At 67.5% G+C, this 15,156-nt stretch carries 17 protein-coding genes; 7 read left to right on the forward strand and 10 right to left on the reverse strand.

Annotation, left to right across the window (positions count from 1 at the left end; all coding sequences use genetic code 11):
* Positions 1-121: 121 nt before the first annotated feature.
* Positions 122-2,038 carry a glycosyltransferase family 2 protein gene (locus JJQ90_RS11295; RefSeq protein WP_216875448.1) on the reverse strand — a complete coding sequence of 639 codons (1,917 nt, stop codon included), beginning with the start codon at positions 2,036-2,038 and terminating at the stop codon, positions 122-124.
* Positions 2,039-2,311: 273 nt separating this feature from the next.
* Here JJQ90_RS11295 and JJQ90_RS11300 point away from each other — a divergent pair, with 273 nt between their 5' ends.
* Together JJQ90_RS11300 and trxC are read left to right on the forward strand one after the other, a co-directional pair.
* Positions 2,312-3,307, forward strand: coding sequence for a class I SAM-dependent methyltransferase (locus JJQ90_RS11300; protein WP_216875450.1), 996 nt, complete (start codon positions 2,312-2,314; stop codon positions 3,305-3,307).
* 64 nt (positions 3,308-3,371) lie between these two features.
* Complete coding sequence (trxC, locus tag JJQ90_RS11305) at positions 3,372-3,812, forward strand: thioredoxin TrxC (RefSeq protein ID WP_216875453.1); 441 nt, start codon at positions 3,372-3,374, stop codon at positions 3,810-3,812.
* An 8-nt stretch (positions 3,813-3,820) separates the two neighbouring features.
* Here the strand turns inward: trxC and JJQ90_RS11310 are convergent, their stop codons facing one another.
* Together JJQ90_RS11310 and JJQ90_RS11315 are read right to left on the reverse strand one after the other, a co-directional pair.
* A complete protein-coding gene (locus tag JJQ90_RS11310; protein WP_216875455.1) occupies positions 3,821-4,039 on the reverse strand; it encodes a hypothetical protein in 219 nt (72 codons plus the stop codon).
* Entirely contained in the window at positions 4,036-4,248 is a 213-nt protein-coding gene (locus tag JJQ90_RS11315; protein WP_216875457.1) for a hypothetical protein, read from the reverse strand. The genes JJQ90_RS11310 and JJQ90_RS11315 overlap by 4 nt, the downstream gene beginning before the upstream one ends.
* Before the next feature lie 152 nt (positions 4,249-4,400).
* On the opposite strand from JJQ90_RS11315, the gene JJQ90_RS11320 reads away from it, so the two are divergent.
* Together JJQ90_RS11320 and arsB are read left to right on the forward strand one after the other, a co-directional pair.
* Positions 4,401-4,751 carry an ArsR/SmtB family transcription factor gene (locus JJQ90_RS11320; protein ID WP_329959430.1) on the forward strand — a complete coding sequence of 117 codons (351 nt, stop codon included), beginning with the start codon at positions 4,401-4,403 and terminating at the stop codon, positions 4,749-4,751.
* A gap of 181 nt (positions 4,752-4,932) precedes the next feature.
* Positions 4,933-6,009, forward strand: a complete 1,077-nt coding sequence (gene arsB, locus JJQ90_RS11325; protein ID WP_216875459.1) for an ACR3 family arsenite efflux transporter — start codon at positions 4,933-4,935, stop codon at positions 6,007-6,009.
* A 178-nt stretch (positions 6,010-6,187) separates the two neighbouring features.
* On the opposite strand, the gene JJQ90_RS11330 is transcribed toward arsB, so the two are convergent.
* From JJQ90_RS11330 to JJQ90_RS11355, 6 genes are read right to left on the reverse strand one after another with little or no spacing between them, the layout of a single operon-like run.
* Entirely contained in the window at positions 6,188-8,005 is a 1,818-nt protein-coding gene (locus JJQ90_RS11330) for a SulP family inorganic anion transporter (protein WP_216875461.1), read from the reverse strand.
* 1 nt (position 8,006) lies between these two features.
* Entirely contained in the window at positions 8,007-9,680 is a 1,674-nt protein-coding gene (locus JJQ90_RS11335) for a bifunctional protein tyrosine phosphatase family protein/NAD(P)/FAD-dependent oxidoreductase (RefSeq protein WP_216875463.1), read from the reverse strand.
* Between the two features lie 43 nt (positions 9,681-9,723).
* Positions 9,724-10,617, reverse strand: coding sequence for an MBL fold metallo-hydrolase (locus JJQ90_RS11340; RefSeq protein ID WP_216875465.1), 894 nt, complete (start codon positions 10,615-10,617; stop codon positions 9,724-9,726).
* Between the two features lie 28 nt (positions 10,618-10,645).
* Entirely contained in the window at positions 10,646-11,101 is a 456-nt protein-coding gene (locus JJQ90_RS11345; protein WP_216875467.1) for a DUF6691 family protein, read from the reverse strand.
* A gap of 8 nt (positions 11,102-11,109) precedes the next feature.
* Entirely contained in the window at positions 11,110-11,538 is a 429-nt protein-coding gene (locus JJQ90_RS11350) for a YeeE/YedE family protein (RefSeq protein WP_329959431.1), read from the reverse strand.
* A gap of 1 nt (position 11,539) precedes the next feature.
* A complete protein-coding gene (locus JJQ90_RS11355; protein WP_216875469.1) occupies positions 11,540-11,758 on the reverse strand; it encodes a YgaP family membrane protein in 219 nt (72 codons plus the stop codon).
* A gap of 97 nt (positions 11,759-11,855) precedes the next feature.
* Between JJQ90_RS11355 and JJQ90_RS11360 the strand changes: the two genes are divergently transcribed.
* Positions 11,856-12,161: an ArsR/SmtB family transcription factor gene (locus tag JJQ90_RS11360; protein WP_216875471.1), complete on the forward strand. Its 306-nt coding sequence runs from the start codon at positions 11,856-11,858 to the stop codon at positions 12,159-12,161.
* Here the strand turns inward: JJQ90_RS11360 and JJQ90_RS11365 are convergent.
* The gene (locus tag JJQ90_RS11365; RefSeq protein ID WP_216875473.1) at positions 12,122-12,595 is read right to left on the reverse strand and encodes an RrF2 family transcriptional regulator; all 474 of its coding nucleotides are present in this window, start codon (positions 12,593-12,595) and stop codon (positions 12,122-12,124) included. The genes JJQ90_RS11360 and JJQ90_RS11365 overlap by 40 nt on opposite strands.
* 99 nt (positions 12,596-12,694) lie before the next feature.
* Here JJQ90_RS11365 and JJQ90_RS11370 point away from each other — a divergent pair, with 99 nt between their 5' ends.
* Positions 12,695-14,107: a cytochrome ubiquinol oxidase subunit I gene (locus JJQ90_RS11370; RefSeq protein ID WP_216875475.1), complete on the forward strand. Its 1,413-nt coding sequence runs from the start codon at positions 12,695-12,697 to the stop codon at positions 14,105-14,107.
* Positions 14,108-14,116: 9 nt separating this feature from the next.
* Complete coding sequence (gene cydB / locus JJQ90_RS11375) at positions 14,117-15,121, forward strand: cytochrome d ubiquinol oxidase subunit II (protein ID WP_216875477.1); 1,005 nt, start codon at positions 14,117-14,119, stop codon at positions 15,119-15,121.
* Positions 15,122-15,156: the final 35 nt, after the last annotated feature.

The following is a 15,156-nucleotide window of genomic DNA, read 5'->3' on the forward strand; positions in this document are numbered from 1 at the left end:
GCTCGCCAGGCAGCAGCAGGCCCGCGCGGCAGCGGCGAAGCGGGCCGACGCGGTCGGCATGGCCGGGAGCCGCGCCAGGCGCCCCGGCACAGGCGGCGAACCGCGATTCACTGCCGTCGTACTAACCGCCCGCGCACCAGGACCGCGCCATACGCGGCGCCGGGGCGAGGACGATGTCGTCGTCCGTCGCCAATAGGTTCGGATTGAGGAAGGGGTCGTGCCGCATCGCCGCCGGCCAGCGCTGCATCACCCAGCCCTGCTCGCGCTGGAAGCGCGCGATGCGCTCGGCGGATCCGGCATCGGCGCGGGTCGCGGATTCCAGGTGCAGCAGTTCCGCATGCGGCGTGTACAGCACGCGGTAGCCATGGGCGCGGGCGCGGATGCAGATCTCGATGTCGGACCATTCGAGGGTCAGGTGCTCCGCCTCGAAACCGCCCAGGGCGTCGAACGCCGCGCGCGACATGGCCATGCAGGCGCCGGTGACAGCGCCGACATCGCGGACCACGGCCAGTTGGCTGAGATAGCCAGGGTCGGTGCCGGCGGCGAAGCGCTGGATATGCGTCGCGCGGCCCTCCGGCCCCAGCGCCACGCCACCATGCTGCAAGCGGCCATCGGGGTAGAGCAGCCGGGCGCCGACGACGCCGATGCCGGGCCGCCTGGCCTGCCCGGCCAGTTCGCCGAGCCAGCCGGGCTGCGTCACCAGCGTGTCGTTGTTGAGGAACAGCAACACCTCGCCCTTGGACTCGGTCACCGCCTGGTTGTTGGTGGCAGACCAGTTGAAGGGGCCGGGGCGGTGCAGGAGGCGGATGCGCGGCTCGGCCTCCAGCCGTCGCAGCAGGGCCAGCGCGTCATCCTCCGTGCTGCCGGTATCGACCAGCAGGATTTCCAGGGCCTGATGATCGGTGCGGTGCAGGATGCCCTCGATGCAGGGGCCGAGCAGGTCGGCGCGATCGCGCGTCGGGATGATGATGGAGACCAGCGGCGCCGGGCCGGTGAACGCAGCGGGCACGGTGCGCGTTTCCAGCGGTGCCGGCGCGGCGCGGTGCAGCAGCACGGCGGGGATGTGGCGCACCGCTTCGGGCCGGCCGAGCGCCACCTGGCGGATCATCTCCAGCGGCGTGCCGGTTGCGGTCATGCGCGACCGGCGCAGGAAGGCCGGGCGGCCCACGGAATCCATCACCCGCAGCGGCTCCGGGCTCCAGCCCGGCTTGAAGCGCGGCGCGGCGCGCAGGCCGCCGGCGCCGATACTGTCCTCATCGGCGAAGACCATGTCGAGATCGGGTTCCTGTCGCAGGGCCAGCGCGAGTTCCGCCAGTGCCTCCGGCGCCAGGGCGTCGCCGGGGTCCAGCACGGTCAGGAACGCGCCCGTCGCCGCCGCGATCGCCTGGTCCAGCGTCGTGCCCACCGGCTGCACGGCCTCTAGCCCCGCGCGCCGCAGTGCGTCCTGCAGGGCCGCGTCGCGCCCCGGCGGCACGGCGAGGCAGAGCTGCCAGTCCGCATGGATCTGCGCATGCAAGGCGCGAATGCTGTGCAGCGCCGGCAGCACCGGTCCGTCGCCCAGCGTCAGGCAGACGGAAACGCGCGGCCCCTGCCCGAGCCGCGCGCGGATCGCCTGCTCGTCCTGCCCGGACAGCGTGCCATAGGCCTCGATCCAGAGGCGATAGGCGGCGGCATCGTCCAGCTTCGCGCCTTGCGGAAAAAGCTGGGCGAAGAGCGGCCGTGCCTGCGCCGCCACGGCCTGCCGGGCGCGCCGCACCAGCGCTTCGGCGGGGCTGACGCCGGCCGCGGCGGCCTGCCGTGCCAGCTCGTCGCGCAGACCCTGCGGCGCATGCTGGCGGAATTCCGTCGACTCCAGGATGCCGGCGGCCGCCTGGTCCCACCCCATGCCCCGCCGCAGCGCCGCCACCAGCCCCGCCAGGCCCACCGCATCGGGCGCGCGATCCAGGCCCGCGCGATACAGCGCGAGGATCAAGGGGGCCAGGCGCTGTGCCTCCTCCATCGAGGCGAAGGGCGCGGGGCCGGGATCGGAGGGGCGCATGGGGGACGAAACACCTTGCAGTCACGTCGCGTGACCTAGCGGGCAGCGCCCTTCCCCGGCAAGCATCGTCCGGGAGTTACGCAATCACGCCGCGCCGGTAGACGTGATCCACTCGTGATAACAGAGGGCATTTCCCACTCACTTCAACGCGAGTTGTCGATGGTTTGCCAGAATGATCGGCGACTTCGCACAGGATAGTGATGCGCCCGCCCGGCAGAGCACCAACGGCTCTGCTAGCTTGCGCGGCGCAACATGTCAGCCGAGGTGAAGCCGTTGAACGTCGACGCGGAGGATCTGGTCGAGTTCGGCCGCAAGGTCACTATGCACCTCAATGGCCGCGAGGTGGTCGCCCAAGCCGATCGCGCCAGCGGCTACGTGTATTTCGAGGCGCCGCCGCCAGATGAGCTGGAAGCCTACTATCTCAACACCTACCAGCAGAGCTCCACGATCTATTACACGGTGGAGACCGACTACGAGCCGGGCAAGAACCGCTACCATGCGGACCGCATCCTGGCCGCCGCGCAGCATTTCGCGGGCCGAATGCCGCGCAACAGCGTCGAGCTGGGTTGCGCCTATGGGGGGCTGGTCCAGGAAATGTCGCGGCGCGGCATCGCCGCCTGTGGCTTCGACATCAATGCCAATGCGGTGGCGGAAGGCCGGACCGTCAAGGGCAACATGACCCTGGAAGCCGGCGACAACATCACCGCCCTCAACAGCCTGAAGACACCGGTCGACCTGATCTACACGCTCCATGTGCTGGAGCATGATCCGAAGCTGGTGCAGGCCCTTCGCCTGGCACGACAGGCGCTGGCGCCGGAGGGGCTGGTCTTCGTGAGCGTGCCCAACGCGATGTATGCCGGGTCGGTGTTGCGCGGCTTCACGGCCAATCCCTGGGTGAACTACCCGCAGCATCTGCACATGCTGTCGCCCGGTGTCATTCCCGCGCTGTGCGAGGCGACAGGCTTCGTGCCCCTGGCCTGGAACACCAACCTGTTGTTCGAGACCGACAGCCAGTTGAGCGGGCTTCTCAGCGCGGAGGGCTCGAGCACGGGGCTGCCCGAGCGTCTCGCCATGCTGATGGTGCAATCCGGTTTCGGCATGGAGTTGAACATGTTGCTGGCGCCGGCGCGCTCGGTTCTGGCCACGCGCCACGCGGCCGAGGTGAGCCTGCAGATGGCGTCGCTGGAAGTGCAGCGACGACGGGAGGTGGCGATCCGCGCCCATATGAAGGCCCCTGTGCAGGAAGGCGCCCGCGGCGAGGGCTCGTGACCCGACCAGGACCGGCGCCACGCCAAAGCCGCGCGGAGAGCATGGGGAGAACAACGCCACGACCATGACGGAGACGACGCAGATCCTCTGCCCGCATTGCGATGCGATCAATCGCGTGCCGAAGGCGCGGCTGGGGGAGGCGCCACGTTGCGGCGCCTGCAAATCGCCCCTCTTCACGGGCAAGCCGGTGGCGCTGTCGGAGGATCGCTTCCGCCGGCATCTGCGCCTCAGCGGCATCCCGCTGCTGGTCGATTTCTGGGCGTCCTGGTGCGGCCCCTGCCGCGCCATGGCGCCGGCCTTCGAGGCGGCAGCGGCGGCCCTGGAGCCGCGGATACGCCTGGTCAAGGTCTCGACCGAGGAGGCGCCGGGCCTGGCGGGCGAATTGGCAATCCGCAGCATTCCGACCCTCGCCCTGTTCGCGGACGGGCAGGAGGTCTCGCGCCAGGCCGGCGCCATGTCGGCAGGGCGCATCATCGCCTGGGCCGGGGCCACAGCGCCCCGATGACAGGGATTTCACCGACAGCCGGCGGACATGATGTGGATCGCCTCTCGCAGCAGAGAGACGGTGCAGTCCTCCCCGGCCGCCAGGCCGTTGCGCAGCGCCGCGTGCAACGGCATCGAGAAGCCAAGCGTGCCGCCCGCGGCATCGCCGACATCGAGCGTGACGCGCGCCTCCTCCCCCCATCGGCAGCAGGTCCACCACGCGCGCCGGGACGGGGTTTTCGCGTTCACCGGCGGAGGTTCGGCCCCGGCGATGCAGCACGATGCCGGAACCCGCGACCGCGATGCATCACCACCATGCGGTCGGCCAGCGCCAGTGCCTCCTCCAGGTCGTGCGTCACCAGCAGGATCGGGATGGCGAGGCTACGCCGCAACACGGCCAATTCGGTCTGCAGGCGCCGGCGCAGTCGATGCGCCCCTGCTCGACCTGTCGAGCTCATGTGCAGGGATCCCTTTCAAAGGCATCGTCTGGCGGAACCTGGCCGCGGGTCGCCGAGGACACCCCTTGCAATCCTGACCGGCACCTTTCACATCGGCATTCGACGATATACGAAAGTGACCGGCCCTGCTCGACCGCGCCAACAAGACAGCCGTGCCCGCCGCCGAAGCCGATGCGATCGCCGCGGTGGCCAAGGCGCTGGCGCACCCGGCGCGGGTGAGGATCATCGCCTTCCTGCTATCCCGGCCGGGATGCATCGGCGGTGACATCGTGGACGAGGTCGGCCTCGCCCAGTCCACCGTCTCCGAACATCTGCGCATCCTGAAGGCCTCGGGTCTGGTGGTCGGCACGATCGAACATCCCCGCATCTGCTACTCGCTCGACCCGTCCGTGCTGGTCCCGCTGCGGGGCCTCATCGGCGCTATCGCGTCACGCGCCGTCGGGGAGGAGGCGGCGTGTTGCTACACGCCCCAGGGCTGCATCCCAAAGAAGACCAACAGATGACAGCACACGCCATCTGTGGCCCGCCCATGGGCTGGGCGACTGGCATCTGCGGCGCCGATCTGCACCGAAAGCGGCCGGGTTCGTGGCGAATGGCGCGATCAGCGCTTTGATGCGGGAACACGACGGCGAGGATCATCGAAATGCCGCTGCTGAAATCCGACAAGAGTAGGTGAAGAACAAGATGTCCGCATTCGAACGCTATCTCTCGATCTGGGTCGCGCTGGCCATCCTGGCCGGCGTGGCGCTGGGCCAGCTCGTGCCGGGTCTCGTCGCGTTTCTGGCCAGCCTGCAATACGGCTCGGTCAACCTCGTCGTCGCTGTCCTGATCTGGTTCATGGTCTATCCCATGATGGTGGCGGTGGACTTTCGCGCACTGGCCCGTGTGCATGAACGTCCCAAGGGGATGATCATCACGCTTGTCGTGAACTGGCTGATCAAGCCCTTCACCATGGCCGCGCTCGGCCTGCTGTTCTTCGAGTGGATCTTCGCGCCCTTCATCGAACCGGGCACCGCCGGGCAGTACATCGCCGGCATGATCCTGCTGGGCACGGCGCCCTGTACGGCCATGGTCTTCGTCTGGTCCCAGATGACGAAGGGCGATCCGAACTATACGCTGGCGCAGGTGTCGCTCAACGATGCGGTGATGGTGTTCGCCTACGCACCCATCGTTGCGCTTCTGCTGGGCGTGACCGACATCGTCGTGCCGTGGGAGACGCTGGTGCTGTCGGTGGTGCTCTACGTCGTCATCCCGCTGGCGGCGGGTGTGCTGACGCGGGCGCGGATGACGCGGGGCGCCGCGAACCCTGGCCAGGCCGAGGCGGCGGTTGCCGCCTTCACAGCCAGGATCAAGCCTTTCTCCGTCGTGGGGCTGCTGGCGACGGTGGTGCTGCTGTTCGGCTTCCAGGGCGAGGTGCTCGTCAGCCAACCCCTGGTGATCGCGATGATCGCCATACCGCTGCTGATCCAGTCCTACGGCATGTTCGCCGTGGCCTATTGGGCCGCCAAGGCGTGGCGCGTTCCGCACAAGGTGGCGGCACCCTGCGCCATGATCGGCACTTCGAACTTCTTCGAACTGGCAGTGGCGGTGGCCATCGGGCTGTTTGGCCTGAATTCGATCGCGGCCCTCGTCACCGTGGTGGGTGTGCTGGTGGAAGTGCCGGTGATGCTGTCGCTCGTCTGGTTCGCCAATCGCACGACCCATTGGTTTCCGGCCGAGGAATCCACCACCGGCGTGGTCCGGACAGGGCAGCAGAGCTGATCTGTCGCAACGCCCTCACCGCGCTCGACCATGTGAATACCGAAACGCCGATGGCGACCGCCTGAAAGACCTGCGGGACGAGGTCCGCCATCCAGCGCCTTCGTGCCGGGCAGGCGTTGACGATGGTGGGCGAAGGCCTGCGGCCCGGTGCAGCGGGGTTTCCACGAGGCATCGGAAGCTACCCTGCTCCGGGAGTCACAATGCCAGCCGAGAGCGGTTGTGCCAGCCTGTGGCACGCCGGCGCCACGGATGCGCCGTTGGCTGCGATAGCAGCCGCGCCCGTCTCCGAAGCCAGAAGCCGCACCGCCTCGAACTGCGAGAGAAACACGTGGCCCTTGAAATGCTCGAAGAAGTCCGAGCGCTTCAGCGCATCCATCACCGGTCCCTTCACCTCCGACAAATGGAAGCCGACACCGGCCGCGTGCAGGCGATCCGCGATAGCCTCCAGACTTTCGAGCGCACTGGCGTCGATCAGGTTCACCGCCGGGCACATGAGGATGACATGTCGCAACGCGGGACGCGCGGCCGCCTCTGCGTAGATGCGGTCCTCGAGAGCGCGCGCATTCGCGAAGTACAGGCTTTCATCCACGCGCAGGGACAGGATCCTCGGATCGGTGACCACCGCGTGCCGGTCCACATTGCGGAAATGCTCGGTGCCGGGCACCTGCCCGACGATCGCCATGTGCGGCGTGCTGGTGCGCCACAGGAACAACAGCAGCGACAATGCCACGCCCGCCACGATCCCGGCCTCCACACCGACAAGAAGGACCAGAAGGATGGTCACGGCCATCGCCGCGAAGTCCGCCTTTGAATAGGTGAAGGTACGCCGTATCGCCTTCAGGTCCACCAGCGACAGCACAGCGACGATGATGGTGGCCGCCAGCACCGCCTGCGGCAGCAAGCGGAACAGCGGAGTCAGGAACAGCGTGGCTGCCAGGATGCCGATGGCGGTGATCGCACCCGCCAGGGGCGTTTCGGCGCCGGCATCGAAGTTCACCACCGAGCGTGCGAAGCCGCCCGTCACCGGATAACCGCCCGAAAGCGCCGCGGCGATGTTCGAGGTGCCGAGGCCCACAAGCTCCTGGTTCGCCTCGATGCGCTGGCGCCGCTTCGCGGCCAGTGTCTGCGCGACAGAGACGGATTCCACGAATCCCACCAGGCTGATCAGCAGCGCAGCGGGCAGCAACTGCACCCACAACTCGCCATCGAATACAGGCCACGCGAAGGGCGGCAGGCCGGCGGGGATCTCGCCCACGATCTTCACACCCTGCCGGTCCAGGCCAAAGGCTGCGACCAGGAGAATGGAGACCAGGATGGCGGCGAGCGGCCCCGCCTTGGCCAGCAGATCGGCCAGCCGCGGCCTGAGGCCAAATGCAACCAGGCGCGGCTTCAACCGCTTGCGCACCCAGAACAGAAAGCCGACCGATGACACCCCGATCAGCAGCGTGAAGATGTTGGTTGCCGTGATCCGGCCGAGAATCCCCTCGATGATGCGCGGCAGCGTGTCGCCCTCCGCATGGATGCCCAGGATATGCTTGAGCTGGCTGGCCGCGATCAGGATGCCCGACGCCGTGATGAAGCCCGAGATCACCGGATGGCTGAGGAAGTTCGCGAGGAACCCCAGCCGCAGCATCGCCATCACCACCAGGATCAGCCCCGACAGAAAGGCCAGCGTGACCGCCGCGGCGAGATAGGCGGCCGTGCCCTGCGCCGCGATCGGTGCCAGGGCCGCCGCTGTCATCAACGACACCACGGCCACCGGACCCACGGCAAGCGTGCGACTGGTTCCAAACACGGCATAGGCGATCAGCGGCAGAATGGAGGCATAGAGCCCGACCACCGGCGGCAGGCCGGCCAGCATGGCGTAGGCGAGGCTCTGCGGCACCAGCATGATGGTCACGATGACTGCGGCGAACAGATCGTTCACCGCTTCGCCGCGCGTGTAGCGCGGTGCCCAGTCCAGGATGGGGAACAGGCGTTTCAGGCGCGTGCTCATCTCACGCCGCCATCTGCGGCTTGGCCATCCACTCACGGCCGCGCAACATGGCCTGCCAGTAGATCGGCGGCAGCATCCGCTCCTTGAGCAGCCAGGCGAGATGGCTGGGCTGGGTGCCATCGATCAGCCAGGCCGGAAAGCTCGGCAGCAGCTTGCCGCCATAGCCGAATTCGGCAAGCACGATTTTGCCGCGCTCGACGGTAAGCGGGCAGGAACCGTAGCCATCATAGTGCGCATCGGCCTCGGCGGTGGCGCCCAGATCCTTCAGCAGGTTATGCGCCACCACCGGCGCCTGCTTGCGCGCGGCCGCCGCCGTCTTGGCGTTGGGCGCATTGCAGGCATCGCCGAGGCCATAGACGCCAGGCAGCGTCTTGTGGCGCAGCGTCGCCTGGTCGACATCGACCCATCCGGCGGCATCCGCCAGCGGCGAGACACGGATGAAGTCCGGCGCCTTCTGCGGCGGCACGGCGTGCAGCAGGTCGAACTCGGTCTCGACAATGGTCTTCGAGCCATCGGCCTCGGTGCGGCTGAACCAGGCGCGCCGCGCCGGCCCATCGACCCGCGTCAGCGTGTGCTGGAAATGCAGCTGCGCCTTGTAGCGCTCGATATAGCGCATCAGCGCGGGAACATAGGCCGCCACGCCGAACAGCACCGCGCCGGCATTGTAGAAGTCGATCGAGATGTCCTTGAGCCGGCCGCTGCGCAGCCAGTGATCCCCCGAAAGATACAGCGCCTTCTGCGGCGCGCCGGCGCATTTGATCGGCATCGGCGGCTGGGTGAAGATCGCGCGACCGGACTTCAAGCCCTGCACGCATTCCCAGGTATAGGGCGCGAGGTCGTAGCGGTAGTTGGAGGTCACGCCATTGCGGCCGAGTGTCTCGGACAGACCCTCGATGCCGTCCCAGTTCAGCTTGAGCCCGGGCGCCACGACCAGCGCCGTGTACTTCACGACGCGGCAGCCATCGAGGATGACAGCGCGCTTCTCCGGCTCGAACGCCGCCACCGCGGCCTTGATCCAGCGCACGCCGGGCGGGATCAGTGAGGCCATGGTCTTGGCGGTCGTCGCAGGGTCGAAGATGCCGCCGCCGACCATGGTCCAGCCCGGCTGGTAGTAGTGGATTTCGGCCGGGTCGATGATGGCGATGTCGAGGCCGGGCTGGCGGGACTTCAGGCTGGAGGCAAGCGACACGCCCGCCGCACCGCCGCCGACGATCACCACGGTATGCGTGGCGTCAGCCACGTCGGTGGGCGTGCGCCCGCCATTGGCGATCCGGCGTGCGACGGCACCCATGTCATAGCCTGCCGCCTTGGTGGCGCTGAGGATTTCCGGCAGTGGTCGTCCCTGGGCGGCCTCCGCCAGCGACCACAGCGTGGCGGACCGGGTGCCGGTTCGGCAATAAGCGAAGACCGGCTTGGGCAGACTGGCGAACAGCGCGCCGAAAGCCGCAGCGTCGCTGTCCTTCACCTGGCCGGAGATCACCGGCTGATAGGCCGCCTGCAGGCCGGCGGCCGCGGCCGCCGCCTCTATCTCCGCAAAGCCCGGCTGGTCGGCGCCCTCGCCATCCGGCCGGTTGCAGATGATGGATCGGAACCCGGCCGCTGCGATGCCTGCCAGGGCCTCCGGCAGGATCTGTTCCGATACCGAGAGGCTCGGGTTGATTCGCTTCGGCTGCATGGCTGCTTCTCCCGGAGTTTTTTGGCCGCGGCGGCGGCAGGTCTTACAGGGCGTTGACGGGCAGTTTGAGAAAGACGCGGCCGCTCTCATCCGGCGGCGGCAGGGCACCAGCGCGCATGTTCACCTGCAGCGAGGGCAGGATCAGCCGCGGCATGCCGAGCGTGGCGTCACGCGCCTCCCGCATCGCGACGAACGCATCCTCGGTGACGCCTTCCTTCACATGGATGTTGTGGGCACGTTCCTCGGCGACGGTGGTCTCCCATTGGATGTCGCGCCCGTTCGGCCCGTAGTCGTGGCACATGAACAACCGTGTCTCGGGCGGCAGTGACAGCACGCGATGGATCGAGCGGAACAGCGTGCGCGCGTCACCACCGGGGAAGTCAGCGCGGGCGGAGCCGCCATCGGGCATGAACAGCGTATCGCCGACGAAAGCGGCATCGCCGATCACATGGGTCATGCAGGCCGGCGTGTGGCCCGGCGTGTGCAGCGCGAAGGCGGTCATGCCGCCGATGGCGTAGGTATCGCCATCCTTGAACAGGCGGTCGAACTGGCTGCCGTCGCGCCGGAATTCGGTGCCCTCGTTGAAGACTTTCCCGAAGACGTCCTGCACCACGGTGATCCGCTCGCCGATGCCGATCCTGCCACCGAGCTGTCCCTGGATATAGGGCGCGGCGGAGAGATGGTCGGCATGCACATGCGTCTCGATCAGCCATTCGAGCTTCAGGCCATGCGCCCTGATGTGGGCGATGATCGCATCGGCCGAGCCATGCGTGATGCGGCCCGCCGCGTAGTCGATGTCCATGACGGAATCGACCACGGCGCAGGCGGCCGAGGTGGGGTCCTTCACGACGTAGCTGATGGTGTTGGTCGGCGCATCGAAGAAGGCCGTGACGTCCGGCTTCACCGACAGGTCGACGCGATGCGGGATGGCGTTCATGATGCTTTCCTCTCGGGTTTCTTGTTCGTCAGATGCGCGGCGTGACGGGAAAGAGCCTGGCAGGGCGGCTGGCGAGCCAGCGGGCACCCGCCATTCCGACAAGCATCGCCAGGACAAAGCCCAGTGCCGCGTTGCCGCCGGTGGTCAGTGCCGTGAAGGCCGGGCCTGGGCAGAAGCCCGCAAGGCCCCAGCCCACGCCGAAGATGGCGGGGCCCGCGACGATGCGTGCATCGATCCCGGTCGCCGTGGGCAGGTGGAATTTGCCGCCGAAAATCGGCTGGGATCGCCGCAGCACCAGCTTGAAGCCGATGAAGGTGACGGCGATGGCACCCGTCAGGACGAAAGCGAGGCTGGGGTCCCAACCGCCGGTCGGAATCGCGGCCAGGTCGAGAAAGTTCAGCACCTTCGCCGGGTCGGACATGCCGGCGATGACCAGGCCGAGGCCGAAGACCAGGCCAATGGCGAATTGCACCAGGATGGACATGGCTGGCCTCACAGCAGGTGTCGGGTGAGGAAGACGGTCAGCATGGCGGTCGCCATGAAGGTGAGCGTCGCGACCAGCGAGCGCAGCGACAGCCGCGACAGCCCGCAGACCCCATGGCCGGAGGTGCAACCATTGCCCCAGACCGAGCCAAAGCCGACCAGCAGGCCCGCCACGACGAGCAGCCCAGGCCCGGCCTCGATGGTCTGCACCGGCGCGGCCCCGGTCGCCAACATCACCACCAGCGGCGCCACCACGATGCCGAGAATGAAGGCGAACCGCCCGACGAGTTCACCATCGGCGTAGGGCGGCAGCAGTCGCACCGCGATGCCGCTGACGCCGGCGATACGACCCTGGGCGGCCATCAGCATGACGGCCGACACACCAATGAGGGCGCCGCCGAGCAGCGAGGCCAGCGGGGTGAAGTCGGTGGCGGTCACGTCAGGCCTTGCCGATCGCGCAGGTGCGGATGCCGAACAGCATGTAGGCCGGGCAGATGCGGAAGACCGCGGTGCCGAACAGCACGGCACCGACCGCGGCGACGGCAAAGCGCCACTGGCCGAGCGGGGCGAAAAGCTCCGGCAGCAGGAAGGGGGCCGCCAGCAGCGCCGCGCCCAGCACGAAGCGGGCGGCGCGATCGAGTGAACCGATATTGACCATGACGAGACGCTCCGGTGGATTGGTATTCACTTCATATCTGCGAATATTCTAATATGTCAAGATGAAAATGGATATTCCAGGTGATGCTTTCGGACCCATGGAGCCCAAGGCGGAGGACGCGGCACGCCTGCTCGCGGCCCTGGCGAATGCCAAGCGGCTGATGGCGCTTTGTCATCTTGTCGAGGGTGAGAAGTCGGTGGGCGACCTCGCGGAACGTGTCGGCCTGGCGCCGTCCGCCCTGTCGCAGCACCTCGCCCGGATGCGTGACATGCGGCTGGTCGAAAACAGGCGGGAGGGCCAGACGATCTACTACCGCCTGGCCAGCGCCGAGGTCGCCGCGATCCTGGAGACGCTCTACCGCCTCTATTGCGCGCCGGCCGGCAGCAACGCCGAGGCGGCCTGACCCCGACCCTCCAGGCGATCGAGCAAGGCACTCTTGTTCAGCGCGATGTCGGCGACGGTCATGTCGTCCAGAACCGAGAGAAATGCACGCATTGCGCGGTGTAGGCCGCGTGAGAGGTGGCATACGCCGAGCAGCGGACAGGTGTTGGTCTCGGCGTTGAAGCACTCCACCAGTTCGAGCGGCGCCTCCGTCCAGCGGATGATCTCACCCACCGTGATCTGATCGGCCGGCCGCGCCAGGCGCATGCCGCCACGCCGGCCGCGGATGGTTTCGATATAGCCACGCCGCGCCAATTCGCCGGCGACCTTCACGAGATGCGCCTTGGAGATGCGATGCGCCCGGGCGACGTCATCGACCGTGACGATCTCCGGCGCACGGAGCGCCACGAGTTGCAGGGTGCGCAGGGTGAAGTTGGAATACTGGGTCAGACGCAAGGGCGATCCTCTGTCATCGAAAACCTCTAGACAGCATATTGCTTTTCGAACGATCCGACAATATCCTGCACCCGCGATGACAGTTTAAGCGGGGTTGCCATGGAGTCTCTCGACGCACTGACGCTGGCGCGCATCCAGTTCGCCTTCACCGTCAGCGCCCACATCATCTTCCCCGCCTTCTCCATCGGGCTGGCGAGCTTCCTCGCCGTGCTGAACGGCCTCTACCTCAGCACCGGTCGCGCCGTGTTCCTCGACCTGTTCAACTACTGGAAGAAGATCTTCGCCGTCGCCTTCAGCATGGGCGTCGTCTCCGGCATCGTCATGAGCTACCAGTTCGGCACGAATTGGAGCGTCTTCTCCGACAAGGTCGGCCCGGTCATCGGCCCGTTGATGGGCTACGAGGTGCTCTCGGCCTTCTTCCTCGAGGCGGGCTTCCTCGGCGTGATGCTGTTCGGGCGCGAGCGCGTCGGGCCGAGACTGCATTTCCTGGCGACGCTGATGGTCGCGCTCGGCACCTTCATGTCGGCCTTCTGGATACTGGCGGTGAACAGCTGGATGCAGACGCCGGCGGGCTACGGCATGAACGATGTCGGCCAGTTCATCGTGACCGACTGGTGGTCGGTGATTTTCAATCCATCCTTCCCGTATCGCCTCGTGCACATGGTGCTGGCTGCCTACCTCACCACCGCCTTCGTGGTGGGTGCGGTCGGCGCGCTGCACCTGCTGCGCAACCGCGCGCAGCCGGCGGCGCGCATCATGTTCTCCATGGCGATGTGGATGGCGGCCATCGTGGCCCCCATCCAGATCATGGCCGGCGACTTCCACGGCCTGAACACGCTCGAATACCAGCCCGCCAAGCTCGCCGCGATGGAGGGCCATTTCGAGACCCATGCCGGCGCGCCGCTGATCCTGTTCGGCATCCCCAACGCCGCCGAGGGCCGCATCGACTACCGCGTGCAGATCCCGAATCTCGGCGCCTTCATCCTGACGCATGACTGGAATGGGGTGGTCCGGGGCCTGAACGAGTTCCCGCCCGATCAGCGCCCGCCCGTCGGCATCGTGTTCTGGAGTTTCCGGATCATGGTCGGCATCGGCTTCCTGATGCTGGGCATCGGTATCTGGAGCCTGTGGCTGCGCTATCGGCGCGCCCTCTATGACGCGCCTTGGCTGCATCGCGCGGCCATCGTGATGGGCCCCTCCGGCTTCGCCGCCGTGCTGGCCGGTTGGATCACCACGGAGGTCGGCCGCCAGCCCTGGACGGTGCAGGGGCTGCTGACCACCGCGCAATCGGCCTCGCCGATCGATGCGGCGGCCGTCGGTGCCTCATTGATCGCCTTTGTCGTCGTCTACTTCGCGCTGTTCGGCGCCGGCACCTTCTACATCCTGCGGCTGATGAACCAGCCCGCACATGGCCATGAACCTGGCCTGCCGGCGGAGCAGCCGATCCGCGCCGGCGGCATCATGCCGGGGCCGGTGATGGCGGCGAAGAACGCCCTGCCGGTCGCGGAATAGGAGGCTTCCATGACACTCGATCTTCCCCTGATCTGGGCCGGCCTGATTGCCTTCGCGGTCCTCGCCTATGTCGTGCTCGACGGCTTCGACCTCGGCGTCGGCATCCTGTTCCCGCTGATCCGCGGCGAGCCGCATCGTGACGAGGCGATGAATTCGGTGGCGCCCGTTTGGGACGGGAACGAGACCTGGCTGGTACTCGGCGGTGGCGGGCTGCTGGCGGTGTTCCCGCTGGCCTACGCGATCATCATGTCGGCGCTGTATGTGCCGATCATCGTCATGCTGCTGGCGCTGGTGTTCCGCGGCGTCGCCTTCGAGTTCCGCTGGAAGACGCAGCGCGGCAAGTTCCTGTGGGACTGGTCCTTCGCCGCGGGCTCGACCCTCGCGGCCTTCGCCCAGGGCGTCGCGCTTGGCGCGCTGGTGCAGGGCATCCCCGTCGCCAACCGCGCCTATGCGGGCGGCTGGTGGGACTGGCTGACGCCGTTCAGTATCCTCACCGGCTTCGCGCTGGTCATCGGCTATGCCTTGCTCGGCGCCACCTGGCTGATCTGGAAGACCGAAGGCCATGTGCAGCGCCGCGCCTATGACATCGCCTTCTGGGTCGCACCGGCGACGCTGCTGCTGATCGGTGTGGTCAGTCTCTGGACCCCCTTTCTCAGCGGCCCCTACATGGCGCGCTGGTTCGCCTGGCCGCAGGTGCTGCTGGTGGCCGTGGTGCCGCTCGCCGTGCTCGGCGCCGGCTTTCTGCTGATCCGTGGCCTGACGGAGCGGCGCGAGATTGCGCCCTTCCTCGCCTCGCTGCTGCTGTTCGTGCTGTGTTTCATCGGGCTCGGCATCAGCTTCTTCCCGCATCTCGTGCCGAATTCGGTGACCATCTGGGAAGCGGCGGCACCCGACAACAGCCTGTCCTTCCTGCTGGTTGGCGGCGTGGTGCTGATCCCCATCATCCTCGCCTACACCGCTTATGCCTATTGGGTGTTCCGCGGAAAGGTGAACGCTGCCGGGGGCTATCACTGATGGGCATCCCGCGACCAACCCGCTCGCTTGGCGTT

Origin of the sequence: Falsiroseomonas oleicola (genome assembly GCF_019029495.1) — a bacterium.
GTDB classification, from domain to species: Bacteria; Pseudomonadota; Alphaproteobacteria; order Acetobacterales; family Acetobacteraceae; genus Falsiroseomonas; species Falsiroseomonas oleicola.

Bases quoted from the DNA above. Each gene is read 5' to 3' on its own strand.
- JJQ90_RS11315 (WP_216875457.1), bottom strand. From the start codon at position 4,248: ATGAGCTCGACAGGTCGAGCAGGGGCGCATCGACTGCGCCGGCGCCTG.
- JJQ90_RS11340 (WP_216875465.1), bottom strand. From the start codon at position 10,617: ATGAACGCCATCCCGCATCGCGTCGACCTGTCGGTGAAGCCGGACGTC.
- JJQ90_RS11345 (WP_216875467.1), bottom strand. From the start codon at position 11,101: ATGTCCATCCTGGTGCAATTCGCCATTGGCCTGGTCTTCGGCCTCGGC.
- JJQ90_RS11370 (WP_216875475.1), top strand. From the start codon at position 12,695: ATGGAGTCTCTCGACGCACTGACGCTGGCGCGCATCCAGTTCGCCTTC.
- JJQ90_RS11335 (WP_216875463.1), bottom strand. From the start codon at position 9,680: ATGCAGCCGAAGCGAATCAACCCGAGCCTCTCGGTATCGGAACAGATC.
- JJQ90_RS11295 (WP_216875448.1), bottom strand. From the start codon at position 2,038: ATGCGCCCCTCCGATCCCGGCCCCGCGCCCTTCGCCTCGATGGAGGAG.
- JJQ90_RS11360 (WP_216875471.1), top strand. From the start codon at position 11,856: ATGGAGCCCAAGGCGGAGGACGCGGCACGCCTGCTCGCGGCCCTGGCG.
- JJQ90_RS11355 (WP_216875469.1), bottom strand. From the start codon at position 11,758: ATGGTCAATATCGGTTCACTCGATCGCGCCGCCCGCTTCGTGCTGGGC.
- JJQ90_RS11330 (WP_216875461.1), bottom strand. From the start codon at position 8,005: ATGAGCACGCGCCTGAAACGCCTGTTCCCCATCCTGGACTGGGCACCG.
- cydB (WP_216875477.1), top strand. From the start codon at position 14,117: ATGACACTCGATCTTCCCCTGATCTGGGCCGGCCTGATTGCCTTCGCG.
- trxC (WP_216875453.1), top strand. From the start codon at position 3,372: ATGACGGAGACGACGCAGATCCTCTGCCCGCATTGCGATGCGATCAAT.
- arsB (WP_216875459.1), top strand. From the start codon at position 4,933: ATGTCCGCATTCGAACGCTATCTCTCGATCTGGGTCGCGCTGGCCATC.